13 protein-coding genes are annotated in these 21059 nt (G+C 64.1%); 9 read left to right on the top strand and 4 right to left on the bottom strand.

What is annotated here, in order from left to right; all coding sequences use genetic code 11:
- Nucleotides 1-88 precede the first annotated feature (88 nt).
- The 7 genes from scpB to truB all read left to right on the top strand — a co-directional run bounded on the left by scpB (nucleotide 89) and on the right by truB (nucleotide 10199).
- Nucleotides 89-1048: an SMC-Scp complex subunit ScpB gene (scpB, locus tag L0U80_RS08905; RefSeq protein ID WP_233863582.1), complete on the top strand. Its 960-nt coding sequence runs from the start codon at nucleotides 89-91 to the stop codon at nucleotides 1046-1048.
- 146 nt (nucleotides 1049-1194) lie between these two features.
- Nucleotides 1195-3000: a 23S rRNA pseudouridine(2605) synthase RluB gene (gene rluB, locus L0U80_RS08900; protein WP_233863581.1), complete on the top strand. Its 1806-nt coding sequence runs from the start codon at nucleotides 1195-1197 to the stop codon at nucleotides 2998-3000.
- 571 nt (nucleotides 3001-3571) lie between these two features.
- On the top strand, nucleotides 3572-4030 hold the full coding sequence (gene rimP, locus L0U80_RS08895) for a ribosome maturation factor RimP (RefSeq protein WP_028216619.1): 459 nt from the start codon (nucleotides 3572-3574) through the stop codon (nucleotides 4028-4030).
- Nucleotides 4027-5502: a transcription termination factor NusA gene (nusA, locus tag L0U80_RS08890; protein ID WP_233863580.1), complete on the top strand. Its 1476-nt coding sequence runs from the start codon at nucleotides 4027-4029 to the stop codon at nucleotides 5500-5502. The genes rimP and nusA overlap by 4 nt, the downstream gene beginning before the upstream one ends.
- Before the next feature lie 170 nt (nucleotides 5503-5672).
- The gene (gene infB, locus L0U80_RS08885; RefSeq protein ID WP_233863579.1) at nucleotides 5673-8642 is read left to right on the top strand and encodes a translation initiation factor IF-2; all 2970 of its coding nucleotides are present in this window, start codon (nucleotides 5673-5675) and stop codon (nucleotides 8640-8642) included.
- Nucleotides 8643-8768: 126 nt separating this feature from the next.
- Nucleotides 8769-9137, top strand: a complete 369-nt coding sequence (rbfA, locus tag L0U80_RS08880) for a 30S ribosome-binding factor RbfA (protein ID WP_233863578.1) — start codon at nucleotides 8769-8771, stop codon at nucleotides 9135-9137.
- A gap of 99 nt (nucleotides 9138-9236) precedes the next feature.
- On the top strand, nucleotides 9237-10199 hold the full coding sequence (gene truB / locus L0U80_RS08875) for a tRNA pseudouridine(55) synthase TruB (protein ID WP_233863577.1): 963 nt from the start codon (nucleotides 9237-9239) through the stop codon (nucleotides 10197-10199).
- 100 nt (nucleotides 10200-10299) lie between these two features.
- Here truB and L0U80_RS08870 read toward each other — a convergent pair whose 3' ends face one another.
- The 4 genes from L0U80_RS08870 to L0U80_RS08855 form a co-directional block, all read right to left on the bottom strand.
- On the bottom strand, nucleotides 10300-11865 hold the full coding sequence (locus tag L0U80_RS08870) for a DHA2 family efflux MFS transporter permease subunit (RefSeq protein ID WP_233863576.1): 1566 nt from the start codon (nucleotides 11863-11865) through the stop codon (nucleotides 10300-10302).
- A 28-nt stretch (nucleotides 11866-11893) separates the two neighbouring features.
- Nucleotides 11894-13147 (bottom strand): EmrA/EmrK family multidrug efflux transporter periplasmic adaptor subunit, encoded by a 1254-nt coding sequence (locus tag L0U80_RS08865; RefSeq protein WP_233863575.1) that lies wholly within the window; start codon nucleotides 13145-13147, stop codon nucleotides 11894-11896.
- A 77-nt stretch (nucleotides 13148-13224) separates the two neighbouring features.
- Nucleotides 13225-14799 carry an efflux transporter outer membrane subunit gene (locus L0U80_RS08860; RefSeq protein WP_373322128.1) on the bottom strand — a complete coding sequence of 525 codons (1575 nt, stop codon included), beginning with the start codon at nucleotides 14797-14799 and terminating at the stop codon, nucleotides 13225-13227.
- 86 nt (nucleotides 14800-14885) lie between these two features.
- Nucleotides 14886-15404 (bottom strand): MarR family winged helix-turn-helix transcriptional regulator, encoded by a 519-nt coding sequence (locus L0U80_RS08855; protein WP_233863574.1) that lies wholly within the window; start codon nucleotides 15402-15404, stop codon nucleotides 14886-14888.
- Between the two features lie 503 nt (nucleotides 15405-15907).
- On the opposite strand from L0U80_RS08855, the gene typA reads away from it, so the two are divergent.
- Together typA and L0U80_RS08845 are read left to right on the top strand one after the other, a co-directional pair.
- Nucleotides 15908-17734 (top strand): translational GTPase TypA, encoded by a 1827-nt coding sequence (typA, locus tag L0U80_RS08850; protein WP_233863573.1) that lies wholly within the window; start codon nucleotides 15908-15910, stop codon nucleotides 17732-17734.
- 337 nt (nucleotides 17735-18071) lie between these two features.
- Nucleotides 18072-20936 (top strand): 2-oxoglutarate dehydrogenase E1 component, encoded by a 2865-nt coding sequence (locus L0U80_RS08845; RefSeq protein WP_233863572.1) that lies wholly within the window; start codon nucleotides 18072-18074, stop codon nucleotides 20934-20936.
- The last annotated feature ends 123 nt before the right edge of the window (nucleotides 20937-21059 follow it).

Here is a 21059-nt window from a genome sequence, read left to right as displayed (position 1 = left end):
ATCAGAATCGGGCGAGCGCGTCTCCAGTTCCATATCGTCTCTGTCTGATCCGGTTCCCTGAACCCGACTTAAGGTCTGACCTGGCTGCATGAATACCCAAGAGGCGAAGATCGTCCTCGAGACTGCATTGATCTGCACGCAAGAGCCGCTGAAGATCGGCGACCTGCGCAAATTGTTCGTCGATGACATTTCGGCCGACACGGTTCGGCACCTGCTCGAAGATCTGAAGCAAGAGTGGTCTGGGCGCGGCGTCGAGCTGGTGGGGCTCGCGTCCGGCTGGCGCTTCCAGAGCAAACCGGCGATGCGGACCTATCTGGACCGCCTGCACCCCGAAAAACCGCCGCGCTATTCGCGTGCGGTGCTCGAAACGCTCGCGATCATCGCGTACCGCCAGCCGGTTACGCGTGGCGACATCGAGGAAATCCGCGGGGTCACGGTGAACACGCAGGTCGTGAAGCAGCTCGAGGACCGGAGCTGGATCGAGGTGATCGGACATCGCGACGTGCCGGGCCGCCCGGCACTTTACGCGACGACACGGCAGTTCCTCGATGACCTCGGTCTGAAGTCGCTCGACGAGTTGCCGCCGCTCGACGATCCGTCGTCGCAGATCGGTGAGCAACTGCTGGCGCAGCATGCTATCGAGTTCCCGGACAGCGAGGTGGCGCAACTGCTCGCGGCCGGAGGTGGCGAATCCGGTGGCGAATCCGGCGACAACGTACCGGCCGCCGTGACCGATGCAGCCGAGGTGCGCGAGGACGTTGCCGAGGCCGTTATGGTGAGCGAGCCCGACGAGACGACTGCAACGCAGACGCAGGAGCCTGCACTGGCTGAAGCGTTACCGGTCGCGGATACCGAGCAAGCGGACAGCGCGCACGAAGATCAGCGCGAGACATTGGCCGCGGCCGCGCCGGACGATTCGGAAAACGTTGCGGCCGCTGAGCCGCAACGCGAAGGACACGAGGAATCGCCCCGCGTCCAGGAAGACGAGCGCGCCGCCCAGAAGGCGTATTGGCCGTATCCGGTCGCCACGTCCGAAGGCGAAGGCTGAGAGCGAACAGGAAGGCGCCGCGACGCGGCGCAGGACGACTCCGTCACGACGACGGACGACGAAGCCGCCCATCGCGGCATCTGATGCAAAGAGCATTTTTGACGCGCCCCGCAATGGGGCGCGCAACCTGACATTTTGAGGTTGTTTTGACTGATATCCACGACACCGATTCGACCGACGCGTCCGAATCCTCGCGCCGCGCGGCTTCCGCGCATGCCGACGAACCTCGTGCCCGTGAAACCGGTGGCAACGCCGCCGAAGTGCCGACGTCCGGTGGCGGCGAAGGCGAGGGCGAGGATCGTCCGCGCCGCGGCCTGCGCCGGGGGCCGCGTAGCCTGATCGCACGCCGCCGTGCGGGCGCGAAGGCCAAGACTGCGGATGCCGTGCCTGCAGAAGGCGTGCCGTCCGCGACCGAAACGCAGCCGCAAGGCGAGGTCGCCGCGCAGCCACGCGCACCGCGCAAGGAAGGCGCAGCGAAGAAGCCGGGCCGTCGCAACCAGACCCCGCAGGCCGATCAGGCCGCCGCCGGGGCCGGAGCTGGGGCCGGGAAGCACACGGGCAAGGGCCGGAAGGGTCAACAGGCGGGGCAAGCGGGCCATGGACGCACCGACGCCGCGTCTGCCGCGGCGGGTAGCTCTCCGGATGACCTGTTCCTGTACGTGACGTCGCCTGCCTTCGACGCCGACAACACCGGCGGAGCCGGCGTGCGCGCGCCGATGCTGCGCCGCGGCCGCGTGCAGCAGGCAAAGCGCGAGCTGAGCGCGGACGACGACGCACCGAAGCTGCACAAGGTTCTCGCGGACGCGGGCATGGGTTCGCGCCGCGACATGGAAGAGCTGATCATCGCCGGGCGTGTTTCGGTGAACGGCGAACCTGCGCACATCGGCCAGCGTATTCTGCCGACCGACCAGGTCCGCATCAACGGCAAGCCGATCAAGCGCAAGCTGCCGAACAAGCCGCCGCGCGTGCTGCTCTACCACAAGCCGACCGGCGAGATCGTGAGCCATGCCGACCCGGAAGGCCGTCCGTCGGTGTTTGACCGCCTGCCGCCGATGAAGACGGCGAAATGGCTCGCGGTCGGCCGTCTCGACTTCAACACCGAAGGTCTGCTGATGCTGACCACTTCGGGCGACCTCGCCAACCGTTTCATGCATCCGCGTTACAGCGTTGAGCGTGAGTACGCCGTGCGCGTGGTCGGAGAACTGACCGAAGGGAACCGCCAGAAGCTCTTGAAGGGCATCGAACTCGAAGACGGTCCGGCGAACTTCCTGCGCATCCGCGATGGCGGCGGCGAGGGCACGAATCACTGGTATCACGTCGCGCTGGCTGAAGGTCGTAACCGTGAAGTGCGTCGCATGTTCGAGGCGGTTGGTCTGATGGTGAGCCGTCTTATCCGCACGCGTCACGGCCCGATCGCACTGCCGCGCGGCCTGAAGCGCGGCCGCTGGGAGGAGCTGGAGGACAACCAGGTGCGCACGCTCATGGCGTCCGTTGGCCTTAAGGCCCCGACCGAGGAGAAGGGCGGTCGCGGCGGCAATGTACAGGAGCGTCGTCAGCCGGATCCGATGCAGACCTCAATGGGTTTCATCAACCGCGAGCCTGTGCTGAGTTCCCATGGCGCGATGGGCCAGCCGCGCCAGGGACGTCGCGGCGCGCCGGGTGGTGCAGGCGGCTTTGGCGGCATGTCGGGTGGCTTCGGCTCGGGTACGGGCACGGGCTTTGGCGGCGGTCGCAACGGCAACCGAACGGGCGGCCGGGACGTCGATGGAAATCGCGCGCCTGGCACGGGCAAGCGCATGGGCGGCAACGCGAACGCCAATCCCAATGGCAATCGCCGCGGCGCTCCGGGCGGCAAGGGCAACCCCGGAACCAACCCCAACGGCAACCGCGCGGCGGGCGGTAACCGTGGTGGTCAGCGCGGCACGCCGCGCAATCGCACGCGCGGTCACTGAGCGTACTGCGCCGCTGTTGCCGCAATGGTCGCAGTGGCGTCAGCAGCCAGCGCCATCGCGAATCTCCGGGATGGCTAAATCGGCGGTTGTGTCGTCGCGCAAGATATGCCGCAAGACGCGCGCCGGATTCGCATCAAGCCTTTCCTAACAGGCATTTAGCGTGCGTCAGATTGCGTTGGTGTCGAAAAAAGGCTAGAATCTCGTGGTCGCTGGGCGTGCGGCTTTTATTTGCGCCCCAGGTGCGACCACCTTGGCAATAAAAGAAGATGGGCGTTTCGCCCATTTTTTTTTGGTCCGGCCGTTTTGCAGTCTGCATACAGTTTCGAGCGCGTTTTGAACGTGTTTCAAGCGAGCCTGAAGCGCTGAAAGCAGGCCGGCGGCGGACTGCTAGCGGACTGAAAACAGACCGCAAAGCAGGCCGAAAAGCGCGGGGCCCGGATCGGGTCGTGCAGGGTGTGTCGCCCGGGGGGGCAGGCAATGTGCAAGAGCGCGCGCTCACCTGGCGCGCGGCCCGCGATACCAGTTTTCTGGAAGTTGCAGGCCTGCCGCGCGAACATCTGGAGTAGGCATTGTGCAACTGACGGAACTGATTGAAACCACGGTCACCGGACTCGGTTACGAGCTGGTTGACCTCGAGCGCACCGGGCGCGGCATGCTGACCATCTACATCGATCAGCCTGCCGGCATCGCGATCGAGGACTGCGAGAAGGTCACGCGTCAGCTGCAGCACGTTCTGACGGTCGAGAACATCGACTACGAGCGACTCGAAGTTTCGTCGCCGGGACTCGACCGTCCGCTGAAGAAACTGGCGGACTTCGAACGCTTCGCAGGCTGCGAGGCGGTTATCACGTTGAAAAAGCCATTGGACGGACGGAAATCGTACCGGGGCATCGTGCATGCACCCGAGGGCGAGACCATCGGTCTGGAATTCGAAGGGAAGGCAGGTCCCGCGATGCTGGATTTCACGCTCGCGGACATCGACAAAGCACGCCTTATCCCCAAAGTTGACTTTAGGAGCCGCAAACAATGAGTCGCGAAGTGTTGATGCTGGTGGACGCGCTGGCACGCGAGAAGAATGTCGACAAGGACGTGGTGTTTGCCGCCCTTGAAGCGGCGCTCGCATCCGCCTCCAAGAAACTCTTCGACGAAGATGCGGACATCCGCGTGCATATCGATCGCGAAAGCGGCGAGCACGAGACGTACCGCCGCTGGCGCGTCGTGCCCGACGAAGCAGGTCTTCAGGAGCCGGATCAGGAAATTCTGCTGTTCGAAGCGCGCGAGCAGAGTCCCGACATCCAGATCGACGAATTCATCGAGCAGCCGGTGCCGTCGGTCGAGTTCGGCCGTATTGGTGCGCAGGCCGCCAAGCAGGTCATCCTGCAGAAGGTGCGCGACGCCGAGCGCGAGCAGATCCTGAACGATTTCCTCGAGCGCGGCGAAAGCATCATGACCGGCACGGTCAAGCGCATGGACAAGGGCAATTTCATCGTCGAGTCGGGCCGTGTCGAAGCGCTGCTGCGCCGCGACCAGCTGATTCCGAAGGAAAACCTGCGCGTGGGCGACCGCGTGCGCGCCTGGATCGGCAAGGTTGACCGCACGGCACGCGGTCCGCAGATCGAACTCTCGCGCACCGCGCCCGAGTTCCTGATGAAGCTTTTCGAAATGGAAGTGCCGGAAATCGAGCAGGGTCTCCTCGAGATCAAGGCGGCCGCGCGCGATCCGGGCGTGCGCGCGAAGATCGGCGTCGTCGCTTACGACAAGCGTATCGATCCGATCGGCACCTGCGTCGGCATCCGCGGTTCGCGCGTGCAGGCTGTGAGGAACGAGCTCGGTGGCGAAAACGTCGACATCGTGCTATGGTCGGAAGACCCCGCCCAGTTCGTGATTGGCGCGCTCGCGCCGGCTGCCGTGCAGTCGATCGTCGTCGACGAGGAAAAGCACTCGATGGACGTCGTCGTCGACGAAGGCGAGCTGGCGGTTGCCATCGGCCGTAGCGGCCAGAACGTGCGTCTTGCCAGCGAACTGACCGGCTGGCAAATCAATATCATGACGCCGGACGAAAGCGCGCAGAAGCAGAACCAGGAGCGCAGCGTGTTGCGCGACCTGTTCATGGCGCGTCTTGACGTCGACGAAGAAGTCGCCGACATCCTGATCGACGAAGGCTTCACGAGCCTCGAAGAGATCGCTTACGTGCCGCTCAACGAAATGCTCGAGATCGAGGCGTTCGACGAGGACACCGTGCACGAGCTGCGCAATCGCGCGCGCGACGCGCTGCTCACCCAGGCCATCGCGAACGAGGAGAAAGTCGAGAGCGCCGTGCTGGATCTCAAGAGCCTCGACGGCATGGACCAGGATCTGCTTGCGAAGCTGGCTCAGCACGAGATTCACACCCGCGACGAGCTCGCCGAGCTAGCCGTGGACGAGCTGACCGAAATGACGGGAATGGAAGAGGACGCCGCGAAGGCGTTGATCATGAAGGCGCGTGAACACTGGTTTCAGTAATGAACCCAGTGAAGAACGACCAGGAAACGACCATGACCCACTGAACTGATCGCGGCCGGTCCCGTTTTTGGTGCAGGTCCCACGGGACCTCACTGGACCTGACAGGACCATGAGGGCCGCATGAACCGATGTCAACCGCAAGGAATGGCTCCTTGCATTAAGAGGAATGAATGGCGAGTAACAACGTAGCCCAATTTGCCGCGGAACTGAAAATGCCTGCAGGCGTGCTGCTCGAGCAGCTGCAGGCGGCGGGCGTCCAGAAAGCGAGCGAGGACGATGCCCTGTCGGAAACCGACAAGGCGCGGCTGCTCGACCACTTGCGCAAGTCGCACGGTTCGACCGACGCGGACAAGCGCAAGATCACGCTGACGCGCCGGCATACGTCGGAGATCAAGCAGTCGGACGCGACGGGTAAGGCTCGCACCATTCAGGTCGAGGTGCGCAAGAAGCGCACGTTCGTCCGCCGTGACGAATCCGCCGATCAGGCGGAGGCATCGAATCATGCAGCCGACGCAGCCGCTGCCGCCGAAGAGGCGGAGCTGCAGCGCCGTGAAGAGGAAGCTCGCCGTGAGGCCGAGCTGCTCGAACGTCAGGCTCAGGAGCTCAAGGAGCGCCAGGAGCTTCTCGCCCGTGAAGAGGCCGAGCGCCTCGCGCGCGAAGTAGCCGCGGAGGCCGAGCGCCGTCGCGCCGAGGAAGAGGCTGCGAAGAAGAAGTCCGTAGCCGAAACGGCGGCCCGCGAACTGGCTGCCCAGGCCGTCGAGGCGCAACGCAGCGCCGCGGCTGAGGCCCAGGCGAAGCAGGAATCGCAGGCCCAGCAGGAGCAACAGGACGAACAGCGCGCTGCTGCCGAACGTGCTGCCCAGCGCGAAGCCGCTCAGAAGGCCGAGGCCGCTGCGCGCGAGGCCGCCGAAAAGGCGCGTCTGGAGCAGGAAGAGATCTCCCGCCGCCGTGCGGCCGCAGAGGCCGAAGCGCGCGCGATCCGCGAAATGATGAATACGCCTCGCAAGGCGCAGCAGGCCAAGCCGGTCGAACCGCCGAAGCCCGCTGAGCCGGCGAAGCCCGCCGAAGCGAAGGGCACGCTGCACAAGCCGGCGCGTCCGGAAGGTGCTGCACGTCCGGCAGCGGGCGGTGCGGCGAAGAAGCCGGCTACGACGACCACTGCTGCGCCCGCCGCGGGCGCACCGGGCGCCGGCGCGGGCGACCGCAACAAGAAGCCGGGCGCAGGCAAGGGCGGCTGGCAGGACGACGCCGCGAAGCGTCGTGGCATCAAGACGCGTGGCGATTCCTCGGGCGGTGTCGACCGTGGCTGGCGCGGTGGTCCGAAGGGCCGCGGCAAGCATCAGGACAACGGTTCGTCGTTCCAGGCGCCGACCGAGCCGATCGTGCGTGAAGTGCACGTGCCGGAAACCATCACGGTGGCCGACCTCGCGCACAAGATGGCCGTGAAGGCATCGGAAGTCATCAAGGCGATGATGAAGATGGGCCAGATGGTCACGATCAACCAGATGCTCGACCAGGAAACGGCGATGATCATCGTCGAGGAACTCGGCCACCGTGCGGTTGCCGCGAAGCTCGACGATCCGGAAGCGCTGCTGGTCGAAGGCCAGGAAACGGCGACGGACGCAGAGCAGTTGCCGCGTCCGCCGGTCGTGACGGTCATGGGTCACGTCGACCACGGCAAGACCTCGCTGCTCGACTACATCCGTCGCGCGAAGGTTGCCGCGGGCGAAGCGGGCGGCATTACGCAGCACATCGGCGCTTACCACGTCGAAACGCCGCGTGGCGTCATCACGTTCCTCGACACGCCGGGTCACGAGGCCTTTACGGCCATGCGTGCACGCGGCGCGAAGGCCACCGACATCGTGATTCTCGTGGTTGCGGCCGACGACGGCGTGATGCCGCAGACGAAGGAAGCGATCGCCCACGCGAAGGCAGGCGGCGTGCCGCTCGTCGTCGCGATCAACAAGATCGACAAGCCTGACGCGAATCTCGAGCGCGTGAAGCAGGAACTCGTCACGGAAGGTGTCGTGCCGGAAGAGTACGGTGGCGATTCGCCGTTCGTGCCGGTGTCGGCGAAGACCGGCGCGGGCATCGACGATCTGCTCGAAAACGTGCTGCTGCAGGCCGAAGTGCTGGAACTGACGGCGCCGGTCGAAGCACCCGCGAAGGGCCTCGTGATCGAAGCGAAGCTTGACAAGGGTAAGGGTCCGGTCGCGACGGTGCTCGTGCAGTCGGGTACGCTCAATCGCGGTGACGTCGTCCTCGCCGGCAGTGCTTACGGTCGCGTGCGTGCCATGCTCGACGAAACCGGCAAGCCGACGAAGTCGGCGGGTCCGTCGATCCCGGTCGAAATTCAGGGTCTCTCGGAAGTGCCGGCAGCCGGCGAAGAAGTCATCGTGCTGCCCGACGAGCGCAAGGCGCGCGAAATCGCGCTGTTCCGCCAGGGCAAGTTCCGTGACGTCAAGCTCGCGAAGCAGCAGGCCGCGAAGCTCGAAAACATGCTCGAACAGATGGGCGAGGGCGAAGTGCAGTACCTGCCGCTCATCGTCAAGGCCGACGTGCAGGGCTCGCAGGAAGCACTCGTTCACGCGCTGCTCAAGCTCTCGACCGACGAAGTGCGCGTGCAGATCGTGCACGGCGCGGTTGGCGGCATCAGCGAAAACGACGTCAACCTGGCGACGGCTTCGAAGGCGGTCATCATCGGCTTCAACACGCGTGCCGATGCTCAGGCACGCAAGCTGGCCGAAGCGAATGGCGTCGATATCCGCTACTACAACATCATCTACGACGCTGTGGATGAGGTGAAGGCTGCGATGTCGGGCATGCTCGCGCCGGAAAAGCGCGAGATCGTCACCGGTATGGTCGAAGTGCGCGCGGTGTTCAAGGTGCCGAAGGTCGGCGCGGTGGCCGGTTGTATGGTCACGGACGGTATCGTCAAGCGTTCGTCGTCGGTGCGCGTGCTGCGCAACAACGTGGTCATCCACACCGGCGAACTCGACTCGCTCAAGCGCTTCAAGGACGACGTCAAGGAAGTCAAGCAGGGCTTCGAGTGCGGTATGTCGATCAAGAACTTCAACGACATCGTCGAAGGCGATCAGTTCGAGGTGTTCGAAATCACGGAAGTCGCGCGTACGCTGTAACGCGAGAGGCGCGACGCTAGACGGGCGGGGCGGGCGCTGGCCAGCCCCGCCCGTTTGTTTTTGTACGGACGGCTTTGTTTGCGAAGCCGTCCGGTTTTAAGGCCGCCGAAGCTGGGCGGATAAATCATGACGAAAAAACGTTCCTCTCCGAATCGCAACGTGCAGATCGCCGACCAGATCCAGCGCGATCTTTCCGAACTCGTGTCGCGCGAAGTGAAGGACCCGCGCATCGGGCTCGTCACGATCCAGAGCGTCGAACTGACGCCGGACTACGCGCACGCGAAGGTCTACTTCACGACGCTCACGGGGGACCCGCACGCCACGCAGGATGCACTGAACCACGCGGCGGGCCATCTGCACAACCTGCTCTTCAAGCGTCTGCACATTCACACCGTGCCGACGCTGCATTTCCACTACGACAAGACGGTCGAGCGGGCCGTCGAAATGTCGCGCCTCATCGACGAAGCCAATTCGACGCGCGCAAAGGACGACTAAGCGCGGCCGGCCGGGCACGCGTGCGCATGAGGGCGATGCCTGCCGGATGGCGGCGCGCTCTTGTGCCGGCGATTCATCCGGTCGTTTGTTCTGCCTGACATGACAGCATCTTCTTCTCCCACACAAGCCGGCTCGGGCCGGCCGAAGGTCCCGCGTCGCCTGCTCGACGGCGTGCTTCTGCTCGACAAACCCATCGGTCTTTCCAGCAACGACGCATTGATCCGCGCGAAGCGGCTCTATCGCGCGAAGAAGGCAGGTCATACCGGCACGCTCGATCCGCTCGCTTCAGGGCTGTTGCCGCTTTGCTTCGGCGAAGCGACCAAGTTCTCGCAGGATCTGCTCGACGCCGACAAGACCTACGAGGCGACCATGCGCCTCGGCATTCGCACGGCGACCGGTGATGCCGAAGGCGAAGCCGTAGCGACGCGCGACGTGACATGCGACGAAGCCGCCGTGCGCAACGCGATGACGAAGTTCGTCGGCGATATCGTGCAGGTGCCGCCGATGTATTCCGCGCTCAAGCGCGATGGCAAGCCGCTGTACGAATACGCGCGCGCGGGACAGGTCGTCGAGCGTGAAGGGCGTCAGGTGACGATCCTCGCGCTGGACATGATCGCGTGTGCTCTTCCGGACGTGACGTTCCGTGTGACGTGCAGTAAGGGCACGTATGTACGCACGCTCGCAGAGGATATCGGCGAGGCGCTCGGCTGCGGTGCGCATCTCGTGATGCTGCGACGCACGGGCGTGGGCGCGTTGACGCTCGAGCATGCGGTGACGCTCGATACGCTTTCCGATGCCGACGACGCCACTCGCGATGTGTGGCTGCAACCGGTCGACGCGTTGCTGTCGACGTTTCCGGCCGTGACACTCGACGATGAGGCATCGCGCCGTTTCATGCACGGTCAGCGCCTGCCGCTCAATGAGCTTGTGGCGGACCGGACGCAGTGGGGCGAGGCGCAGCGCGTGCGCGTCTATGGCGCCGACGCACGGTTGCTGGGCGTCGCGAAGGCCGCGAACGGTGTGCTCGCGCCCGAGCGGCTGGTGGTGAGCGCTGCCGCGTAGGCGTATCGCGGGGCTCAAAGAGAACGGCACGCCGGTGTGAACCGGGCGTGCCGTTTTAGTTTGCACGGGCGCTGTGACGTGCGCCCGCCGTATCAACAACTCAGTGTGCCGCCGACGCTGCTGCCCCCGCGTCCGCGCTACCCGCGCGTTCGGGCCGCGTAATCCAGATCAACGCAATCAGCACGATGAAGATGGCCGACGAAATGTAGAACAGATCATTCACGCCGAGCTGCGCGGCTTGCTGCGACAGCATCCGGTCGAACAGCCCGTGTGCCTGTGCCGGATCGAGGCCAGCCACGTTCTGCATCTGCTGCATCGACTGGTTGAAGATCGGGCTCGTCGGTGTGGCCTGCTCGGTGAGGCGCGCGTGATGAAACGTCGTGCGGTGATCCCACGCCGTTTCGAAGATCGACGTGCCGATGCCGCCGCACATGATCCGTACGAAGTTCGAAAGACCCGAAGCGGCCGGAATGCGGTTGCCCGGCAGTCCTGAAAGCGTGATCGACACAAGCGGAATAAACAGGCCCGCCATGCCGATGCCCTGAATCAGCGTCGGCAAGGTGAGGGCCCACGTGTCCACGCCGGTCGTGTAACGCGAACGCAGCCAGAAGCAGAGCGCGAACACGATGAACGCCGTTGTAGCGATGTAGCGCGGATCGGTGCGCGGCAGGATGCGGCCCGTGATCGGCGAGAGCATGATCGCGAAGACGCCGACGGGCGCCATCACGAGGCCTGCGTCGGTGGCGGTGTAGCCGATGTCGGTCTGCAGCCACAGCGGCAGCAGCACGAGATTGCCGAAGTAGAGGCCGTAGCCCACCGAAAGCGCGATGGTGCCGCCGGTGAAGTTGCGCCGCGCGAAGAGCGAGAGATCGACGACCGGGTGCTTCTCGGTCAGCTCCCACACCACGAAGAATGCGAACGCGATAACGGCGGTCAGCGCGAGCGCGATGATCGTCGTCGACGAGAACCAGTCGAGGTCTTTGCCCTTGTCGAGCATCACCTGGAGCGAACCAACCCAGATGATCAGCAAGGCGAGGCCGACACCATCGATCGGCGCTTTCTTGATGACCGAGTCGCGGTCGCGGAAGATCGACCACGTGGCGAGGGCGGCTACGATGCCGACCGGGATGTTCACGTAGAAGATCCACGGCCACGAGATGTTGTCGGAGATCCAGCCGCCGAGAATCGGCCCCATCACGGGCGCGATGAGCGTGGTCATCGACCACATGGAGAGCGCCATCGGCGCCTTCGCGCGGGGATAGCTCGCGAGCAGGAGCGTCTGCGAAAGCGGGATCATCGGGCCCGCCACCGCGCCTTGAAGTACGCGCGAAGCGAGCAGGAAGGGCAGCGTAGGCGCAAGCCCGCACATCCATGACGAGATCACGAACAGGATGATCGACGCCATGAAGAGACGCACCTGGCCGATGCGGTCGGTGAGCCATCCGGTGAGCGGCACGGAGATCGCGTTTGCGACCGCGAACGACGTGATGACCCAGGTGCCCTGATCGGAGGACACCCCGAGGTCGCCCGAGATCGACGGAATCGACACGTTGGCGATCGAGGTGTCCAGCACGTTCATGAACACCGCGAGCGACACCGCAATGGTGCCGAACACGAGTTTCGCACCTTGCAGCGGCGGATGGACTGCGCTTTGTTGGTCTGCCATTACTTCGCTTCTTGTGGGCTCGTGCGGCTTACATCACTTTGGCTGCGTGGCCGGCCGACGACGCCGTCGCCTTGGCAGCGCTTTTATTCGCGCCTTTACCCGAGCTGGACGCATTGGTGCCGGCGTTTTCCGCAATGATGCGAGCGATCGTGTCGTCGGCTTCCTTGCCGTACTTGTCGAACACATCCGTCGCGTAGACGGTGTTTTGCGCGTTGGCGAGCTGGCTGCCCGTGTCGTCCTTGATGTTGACATCCACCGTCATCGAAAGGCCGATACGCAGCGGGTGCTTCTCGAGATCAGCCGGATCGAGCGAGATGCGCACCGGAAGGCGTTGCACGACCTTGATCCAGTTGCCCGTCGCGTTCTGCGCGGGCAGGAGCGAGAAGGCCGAGCCCGTGCCCGCCGAGAAACCCACCACATTGCCGTGATAGACCACCGACGAACCGTACACGTCGGCCCTCATCTCGACCGGCTGGCCGACACGCATGTGCTTGAGCTGCACTTCCTTGAAATTCGCGTCGACCCACAGCGCGTTCAGCGGCACGACCGACATCAGCGGCGTGCCCGGCGAGACGCGCTGTCCAACCTGCACCGAGCGCTTCGCGACGTAGCCCGTAACCGGCGCGGGCAGCGTATTACGCGCGTTGGCGAGGTATGCGTCGCGGACCTTCGCGGCGGCGGCCAGCACGTTCGGATGGTTGGAGATGGTCGTGTTCGCGGTCAGCGCGCGGTTTGCGTCGAGCTGGTGCTGCGCGGCTTCGAGCGCGGCTTCGGCGCTCCGCTGGGTGTCTCGGGCGTGCGAGATTTCTTCCTGCGAAACGGCGCCCGTCTGCGCGACCGCCATGCGGCGGCGCAGGTCGTCCTGCGCGCGCGAGAGGTCGGCCTGGCGCACCGCGACCTGGGCCTGGTACTGGCTGTCGTCGGCGAAGAGGCCGCGCACCTGGCGCACGGTCTGGGCGAGATTGGCTTCGGCCTGCTGCAGCGCGATGCGCGAGTCAGCGGGGTCGAGCAGTACGAGCGGGTCGCCGGCCTTGACGGTCTGCGTGTCGTCGGCCTTCACAGCGACGACCGTGCCGGTCACCTGCGGCGTGATCTGCACGACGTTGCCGTTCACGTACGCATCGTCGGTGCTTTCCGAGAAGCGTGCGACGAGGAAGTAATAGAGGCCGTAGGCAATGGCTGCAATCGCGATGACGAGGATCAGCATCGTCATCATGCGGCGGCGCTTGCCGTTGCCTGCGCTTGGCTGCGGATTGGCTGCCGGTTGCTGGGGGGTGCTCATGGAAATGATCTCCGGGTTCTCTCTTGCTATTCGGTCGATGATTCGATCGAGGCTGTATTAATCGTGCGAGTGCGGTCTCAGTTCGACGGTGTTGCTGACGCCGTTGCGCTCTGGGCGGGCACCTTCGTGTCGCTCCACGGCGTACCGTTCGGCCCCTTCGCTTCGCTGCCGATTTCGGTCGGCGGTACGAGGCCCGCGCCTTGTGCGTCGAAGCCGCCGCCGAGCGCCTTGATGAGCGCCATCTGGTCGTCGCGCCGCTGGGCCTTCAGGTTCGCTACGGTCTGTTCCGCGGCGAGGCGGTTCTGGTCGGCGTTGAGGACCTGGAGCTGCTCGGAGAGGCCCGCCTTGTAGCGGATCACGGCGAGCTGGAACGCATTCGTCGAGGCGTCGAGCGCGCGCTGTGCGTCGACGAGCTGCCTGTCGGCCGAACGGATCGACGACACCTGGGTCGCGACGTCCTGGAACGCGCCGATGAGCGTCTGGTTGTAGTTCGCCACGTCGAGATCGAAGTCGGCGTAACGGCCTCGCAGTTGCGCACGCAGCGCGCCCGCGTCGAAGATCGGCAGATGGATTGCCGGGCCGAACTGAATCTGCCGGCTCGACGAGGTCAGGAATTTGCCCCAGCCGAAGGCATCGAAACCGAAGCCCGCAGCGAGGTTCACGTCGGGATAGAACTCGGCCTTGGCTTCCTTGACGTCGTGCATCGCGGCTTCGATTTGCCAGCGCGCCGCGACGATGTCCGGGCGGCGCGACACGAGGTCGGCGGGCAGGTTGTCGGGCAGCGTGAGGTTGGCCGCGGGGTTCAGCACCGGCTTCGCGATCTGCAGGCCGCGGTCCGGGCCCTTGCCGAGCAGCGCGCCGAGCTGGTAGCGCACCGACTCGATCTGGCCGTCAATCTGCGAGAGGTTCGCCTGGCTCGTTGCGATGTTGCCGTTTGCGGTCTGACGTTCGACGTTGGTGTCGAGGCCCGCCACGACGCGCCCGTTCGTGATCGTGCCAATCGTCTTGCGGTTGTCGATCTCGCTGACCGCGATGTCACGCAGCGCGTAAAGCTGCGCGAGCTGGTTATAGGTGCGCGCGACCGAGGCGGCGAGCGTGATGCGCGCCTGCTGCATGTCGGCGAGCGTGGCTCGCTGCGCGGAGACCGCCTGTGCGAGGCGCTGGCGGTTCTTGCCCCAGAGGTCCAGGTCCCAGGACGCGCTCGCGAGCACATTGTTCTCGCTATACCATGTGCCGCCGTAGGGCGGCGGGAATAGGGCGTTGGCCGAGTACAGCTCGCGGGTCCACGAGTAGCTCGCGCTGACCTTCGGGAAGAGCGCGGACCGCGACGACTCGATGTAGGACGACGCTTTGGCAATGCGAGCCTGCGCCTGCGCGATCGTCGGGCTGCCTTCGAGCGCTTCGTCGATCAGCTTCGGCAACTGCGCGTCGCCGAACTGGTTGGCCCACTCGAGCGTGGGCCACTGGCCGCCCTGCGTGGGAATGCTCTGCGAGGTCTCGAACTGCTGCGGCTGGGCGATGGTCTTGTCGCTCCGGATGCCGAAGTAGTTCGCGCATCCCGAAAGGGCCAGTGCCGTTACCGCGGCGGCAACGGCGGCCCGGCACGACGCTGGCCGGGATAGCGCTATCCGGGACATGGAAGGGGAGTTCATTGCTCGTCTCGACGCGTGAGAAGTGAAGGTGATACTGGACGTTGCAGCGATTTTGTTTTGCGACGCTTTCAAATTTGATTGCCCCGTCATGAATTGGTGGGCGGGTTCTGGCCTGCGTTTTGATTTGTGTTTTGACTGGCCTCGCAGCCGTTCGCGAGCACCCGCCGCAGCATGCTTTTCAGGAAGCCGATTTCCTCGGGCGAGAGGCCGTTCAGGAGCGTGGAGGCAATGCCGGTGAAGATCGCCGGCATACGCGTCGCGATGGCCTGCCCCTCAGTCGTGAGCGCGAGCCGCACTGCGCGGCGGTCCTCGGAACTACGCACGCGTTTGAGCAGCCCCCGCTTTTCCAGCCGGTCGACGAGGCGCGTCACGGCGCTCGCGTCAATCCCGTACTCGCGCGCGAGTTCGGCGGCGAGCACGCACTTGCCGCTCGCGACCATGAACAGCACGCTTGCCTGCTGAACCGTCACGCCCAACTCAGCGACGGTACGCTGGTTGATCAGGTTCGACATGGTCGACTTCACGCGCGAGATGAGATAGCCGACGCTTTCTCCGAAGTCGTAATCGACGACTTCTGATAGTGGTGTAGGTGTCGGGTCCGTCATGATTCTGCTGCGCCTGCAATGGTTGACCAGGCAGGAATTATAGAGTGCGGTTACTTGACGCGGCAAGGGTTAATTACGCGGTTGCCGAAAAACCTTTGCAGAATCGGGGCTTAATCGCCTTGGGGTCGCATGGGAAAATCCCCGGCCCCTGTGGGGTTAATAAGTCGTATCTAGTCGTATCTGTCTCGCCCCGCCAAAATTTTCACCACGCGTTCATCACCACGCGATTCCTGGCTGCTACTCACTGCTATTCCGCCACGTTCTCTATTGCATTGCAGGACACCGCGAGTACATGTGTCAGAGAGAGTCATCTGCGCATGCTATAATTTCAGGTTCCCAAAAGTGTGCTTTTGCCTCGGGTTGTGCCGGTTGATCCGGAGCCGGGCCAATGACAGCGGACGAATGGGGTATCAACGTCGGGCGGCGAAGTTGTAGTGAAGCCGTAGCGCTCCCGGAGATTGATACCCGACGCCCCTTGCGCACCTAACTGTACCCAGGTTCCTATGTCCCGCGCCCTTCGCAACATCGCCATCATTGCCCACGTCGACCACGGCAAGACCACGCTCGTCGACCAACTGCTGCGCCAGTCCGGCACCTTCCGCGACAACCAGCAGATCGCCGAACGTGTCATGGACTCGAACGACATCGAAAAAGAGCGCGGGATCACGATCCTCGCGAAGAACTGCGCGGTCGAGTACGAAGGCACCCACATCAACATCGTCGACACCCCGGGCCACGCCGACTTCGGCGGCGAGGTGGAGCGCGTGCTGTCGATGGTCGACTCCGTGCTGCTGCTCGTCGACGCCGTCGAGGGTCCGATGCCGCAGACGCGCTTCGTCACGAAGAAGGCGCTCGCGCTTGGCCTGAAGCCGATCGTCGTCGTCAACAAGATCGACCGCCCGGGCGCGCGCATCGACTGGGTCATCAACCAGACGTTCGATCTGTTCGACAAGCTCGGCGCGACCGAAGAACAGCTCGACTTCCCGGTTGTGTACGCGTCGGGCCTGAATGGCTACGCGTCGCTCAGCGCGGATGCACGCGACGGCGACATGCGCCCGCTCTTCGAGGCGATCCTCGAACACGTGCCGGTGCGCGCCGCCGATCCGGAAGGTCCGCTGCAACTGCAAATCACCTCGCTCGACTACTCGACCTATGTCGGCCGTATCGGCGTGGGCCGCATCACGCGTGGTCGCATCAAACCGGGCCAGCCGGTTGCGCTGCGCTTCGGCCCGGAAGGCGACGTGATGAACCGCAAGATCAATCAGGTGCTGTCGTTCAGCGGCCTCGAGCGCGTTCAGGTGGAATCGGCTGAAGCCGGCGACATCGTGCTGATCAACGGTATCGAGGACATCGGTATTGGCGCCACGATCTGCGCGGTCGACAACCCCGAAGCCCTGCCGATGATCACGGTGGACGAGCCGACGCTCACGATGAACTTCCTCGTGAACTCGTCGCCGCTCGCGGGCAAGGAAGGCAAGTTCGTGACGAGCCGCCAGATTCGCGACCGTCTCACGAAGGAACTGAACCACAACGTCGCGCTGCGCGTGAAGGACACCGGCGACGAAACCACGTTCGAAGTGTCGGGCCGCGGCGAACTGCACCTGACGATCCTGATCGAAAACATGCGCCGTGAAGGCTACGAGCTGGCCGTGTCGCGTCCGCGCGTCGTGCTGCACGAAGTCGACGGCGTGAAGCAGGAGCCGTACGAAATGCTGACGGTGGACGTCGAAGACGGCCACCAGGGCGGCGTGATGGAAGAGCTTGGCCGCCGTAAGGGCGAAATGCTCGACATGGCGTCGGACGGCCGTGGCCGTACGCGTCTGGAGTACCGCATTCCGGCGCGTGGCCTGATCGGCTTCCAGGGCGAGTTCATGACGCTCACGCGTGGCACGGGCCTCATGAGCCACGTGTTCGACGCGTACGGTCCGATCAAGGAAGGTACGCTCGGCGAGCGCCGCAACGGCGTGCTGATCTCGCAGGACGACGGCGCGGCTGTCGCCTATGCGCTGTGGAAGCTGCAGGACCGCGGCCGCATGTTCGTGAAGCCGGGTGACGCGCTGTACGAAGGCATGATCATCGGCATCCACAGCCGCGACAACGACCTCGTCGTGAACCCGATCAAGGGCAAGCAGCTGACCAACGTCCGCGCGTCGGGCACCGACGAAGCCGTGCGCCTCGTTCCGCCGATCCAGATGTCGCTCGAATACGCCGTCGAATTCATCGACGACGACGAACTCGTGGAAGTGACGCCGCAGTCGATCCGTCTGCGCAAGCGTTACCTGAAGGAGCACGAGCGTCGCCGCGCGAGCCGCGAAGGCGCTGCCGATTAATTCAGGCCAGCGATTTTGCGCACCGCAATGCAAGTAAGGACGCAGCGAGGAAGCCGCCCCTATGGGGGCGGCTTTTTTGCGTCCGGCGGCAATTGTGTTGCAGTGCAGAAAGAGTGTGTCGCAATCGCCGCAAAGGCCCATGTACAAAGGGTTTGCGTGCGGTCCTGTGCCGCATTGCATCCTATGGGGGAAATCACTTATGTGATATCCTCCGCGGATGCATGATTTAGGTCCTTCCAAGCAGACTTGATTCGCAATCCGCTAAACGGTCAGGCCGTGGCGCGGAAGGTTTAGTAACCCGCTATTTCTCGAGAAACTCGAAGAAAGGTGAGCGTAAATGTCGGAAACGATGAAGCAGTTCCAGCTGAACTCCTACCTGTTCGGCGGTAATGCTCCGTATGTCGAAGAGCTATACGAAGCATATCTTGATAACCCCGCGTCCGTTCCGGACACCTGGCGTGAATACTTCGACGCACTGCAAAACGTGCCGTCGTCGAGTGGCACGGCCGACAGCGACGTCGCCCACGGGCCGATCGTCGAGTCGTTTGCCCAGCGTGCCAAGGCCAACGCATTCCTCCCGCGCGGCGGCGGCGAAGATCTCGCCACGGCGCGCAAGCAAGTCTATGTTCAGTCGCTGATCGGCGCGTATCGCTTCCTTGGCTCGCAATGGGCCAACCTCGATCCGCTGAAGCGTCGCGAACGTCCGAATATCCCTGAGCTCGAGCCTGCGTTCTACGACTTCACCGAAGCCGACATGGACCAGACGTTCAGCGCGACGAACCTGTATTTCGGTTTCGAGCGCGCGACGCTGCGCGAGATCGTCAAGGGTCTGCGCGATACGTACTGCGGTACGATCGGCGCCGAATACATGTACATCAGCGATCCGGAACAGAAGCGCTGGTGGAAGGAGCGTCTGGAGTCGATCCGCTCGACCCCGAACTTCTCCAACGACAAAAAGAAGCACATCCTGCAGCGCCTGACGGCCGCCGAAGGCCTCGAGCGCTTCCTGCACACCAAGTACGTCGGCCAGAAGCGCTTCTCGCTGGAAGGCGGCGAGAGCTTCATCGCCTCGATGGATGAAGTCGTCCGTCACGCAGGCGCGAAGGGCGTGCAGGAAATCGTCATCGGCATGGCCCACCGCGGCCGCCTGAACGTGCTGGTCAATACGCTCGGCAAGATGCCGTCCGACCTCTTCGCCGAATTCGAAGGCAAGCACGTCGACGATCTGCCGGCTGGCGACGTGAAGTACCACAAGGGCTTCTCGTCGGATATGGCCACCGAAGGCGGCCCGGTCCACCTGTCGCTCGCGTTCAACCCGTCGCACCTCGAAATCGTGAACCCGGTTGTCGAAGGCTCGGCCAAGGCCCGTATGGACCGCCGCGGCGACGACAACGGCCTGCAAGTGCTGCCGGTCCAGATCCATGGCGACGCGGCTTTCGCAGGCCAGGGCGTCGTGATGGAAACGCTGAACCTCGCGCAAACGCGCGGTTACGGCACGCACGGCACGCTGCACATCGTCATCAACAACCAGATCGGTTTCACGACGTCGGATCCGCGTGACGCGCGCTCGACGCTCTACTGTACCGACGTGGTCAAGATGATCGAAGCGCCGGTGCTGCACGTGAACGGCGACGATCCCGAAGCCGTCGTGCTCGCCACGCAGATCGCCATCGACTTCCGGATGCAGTTCCACAAGGACGTCGTGGTCGACATCGTCTGCTTCCGCAAGCTGGGTCACAACGAGCAGGACACGCCGGCGGTCACGCAGCCGCTCATGTACAAGAAGATCGCGCAGCACCCGGGCACCCGTGCGCTGTACGCCGAGAAGCTCGTGCAGCAGGGTGTGATCACGGCCGCCGACGGCGACAACTACGTCAAGCAATACCGCGCGGCGATGGACGAAGGCAATCACACGATCGACCCGGTGCTCTCGAACTACAAGAGCAAGTACGCGGTCGACTGGATGCCGTTCCTGAACCGCAAGTGGACCGACGCCGCCGACACGGCTGTGCCGCTCGCTGAACTCAAGCGCCTCGCAGAACGCATCACGACGATTCCGGAGAACTTCAAGGTTCACCCGCTCGTCGAGCGCGTTATCAAGGACCGTCGCGTGATGGGCCAGGGCGAAGCGAAGCTCGACTGGGGCATGGGCGAGCACCTCGCGTTCGCGTCGCTGGTTTCGTCGGGCTACGCCGTGCGTCTCACGGGCCAGGACTCGGGCCGCGGCACGTTCACGCACCGTCACGCGGTGCTGCACGACCAGAACCGCGAGCGCTGGAACGATGGCACGTACGTCCCGCTGCAGAACGTCAGCGAGAACCAGGCTAGCTTCACGGTGATCGACTCGGTGCTGTCGGAAGAGGCAGTGCTGGGCTTCGAATACGGTTACTCGACCGCTGAGCCGAACACGTTCGTCGCGTGGGAAGGCCAGTTCGGCGACTTCGTCAACGGTGCGCAGGTCGTGATCGACCAGTTCATCTCGTCGGGCGAAGTGAAGTGGGGCCGTGTATCGGGTCTCACGATGCTGCTGCCGCACGGCTATGAAGGCCAGGGTCCGGAGCACTCGTCGGCACGTATCGAACGTTTCCTGCAGCTGTGCGCCGATCACAACATGCAGGTCGTCCAGCCGACCACGCCGGCGCAGATTTTCCACCTGCTGCGTCGTCAGATGATCCGCCTCTTCCGCAAGCCGCTCATCGTCTTCACGCCGAAGTCGCTGCTGCGCCACAAGGAAGCCGTGTCGGATCTGTCGGAACTGGCGAAGGGCTCGTTCCAGCCGGTCCTCAGCGAAACGGACGAGTCGATCGATCCGAAGAAGGTCAAGCGCGTCGTGGCGTGCTCGGGCCGCGTGTATTACGACCTGGTCGCCCATCGCCGCGAAGCGAATGCGAACGACGTCGCGATCATTCGTATCGAGCAGCTCTATCCGTTCGCGCACAAGCAGTTCGAAGCGGAAATGAAGAAGTTCGACAACGCGACCGAAGTGGTCTGGGTGCAGGACGAGCCGCAGAATCAAGGCCCGTGGTTCTACATCGAGCACCACCTGAAGGAAGGCATGAAGGAAGGGCAGAAGCTCGCGTACAGCGGCCGTCCTGCGTCTGCCTCGCCGGCCGTTGGCTACTACGCGAAGCACTACGAGCAGCAGAAGGCGCTGATCGAAGGTGCGTTCGGCCGCCTGAAGGGCGCGCAGGTCGCGAAGTAAGCCTAAGTTGCCACGCTAGATAGAGCAATTCGAACCGGGAAAGCGTGTACCAGGCGCGCATCGTTTGACACGCGCTTTCCCGCACTCATCACGTGCGCGAACCGGTTCGTCCTAGACACGTAT

This window comes from Paraburkholderia adhaesiva, from assembly GCF_021390575.1.
GTDB classification, from domain to species: Bacteria; Pseudomonadota; Gammaproteobacteria; order Burkholderiales; family Burkholderiaceae; genus Paraburkholderia; species Paraburkholderia adhaesiva.
This window is presented reverse-complemented; position numbering and strand designations above follow the sequence as displayed.

What these genes read in the sequence shown, in the direction of transcription:
- scpB (WP_233863582.1), top strand. Translation starts at nt 89, where the DNA reads ATGAATACCCAAGAGGCGAAGATCGTCCTCGAGACTGCATTGATCTGC.
- nusA (WP_233863580.1), top strand. Translation starts at nt 4,027, where the DNA reads ATGAGTCGCGAAGTGTTGATGCTGGTGGACGCGCTGGCACGCGAGAAG.
- infB (WP_233863579.1), top strand. Translation starts at nt 5,673, where the DNA reads ATGGCGAGTAACAACGTAGCCCAATTTGCCGCGGAACTGAAAATGCCT.
- rbfA (WP_233863578.1), top strand. Translation starts at nt 8,769, where the DNA reads ATGACGAAAAAACGTTCCTCTCCGAATCGCAACGTGCAGATCGCCGAC.
- truB (WP_233863577.1), top strand. Translation starts at nt 9,237, where the DNA reads ATGACAGCATCTTCTTCTCCCACACAAGCCGGCTCGGGCCGGCCGAAG.
- L0U80_RS08870 (WP_233863576.1), bottom strand. Translation starts at nt 11,865, where the DNA reads ATGGCAGACCAACAAAGCGCAGTCCATCCGCCGCTGCAAGGTGCGAAA.
- L0U80_RS08865 (WP_233863575.1), bottom strand. Translation starts at nt 13,147, where the DNA reads ATGAGCACCCCCCAGCAACCGGCAGCCAATCCGCAGCCAAGCGCAGGC.
- L0U80_RS08860 (WP_373322128.1), bottom strand. Translation starts at nt 14,799, where the DNA reads ATGAACTCCCCTTCCATGTCCCGGATAGCGCTATCCCGGCCAGCGTCG.
- L0U80_RS08855 (WP_233863574.1), bottom strand. Translation starts at nt 15,404, where the DNA reads ATGACGGACCCGACACCTACACCACTATCAGAAGTCGTCGATTACGAC.
- typA (WP_233863573.1), top strand. Translation starts at nt 15,908, where the DNA reads ATGTCCCGCGCCCTTCGCAACATCGCCATCATTGCCCACGTCGACCAC.
- L0U80_RS08845 (WP_233863572.1), top strand. Translation starts at nt 18,072, where the DNA reads ATGTCGGAAACGATGAAGCAGTTCCAGCTGAACTCCTACCTGTTCGGC.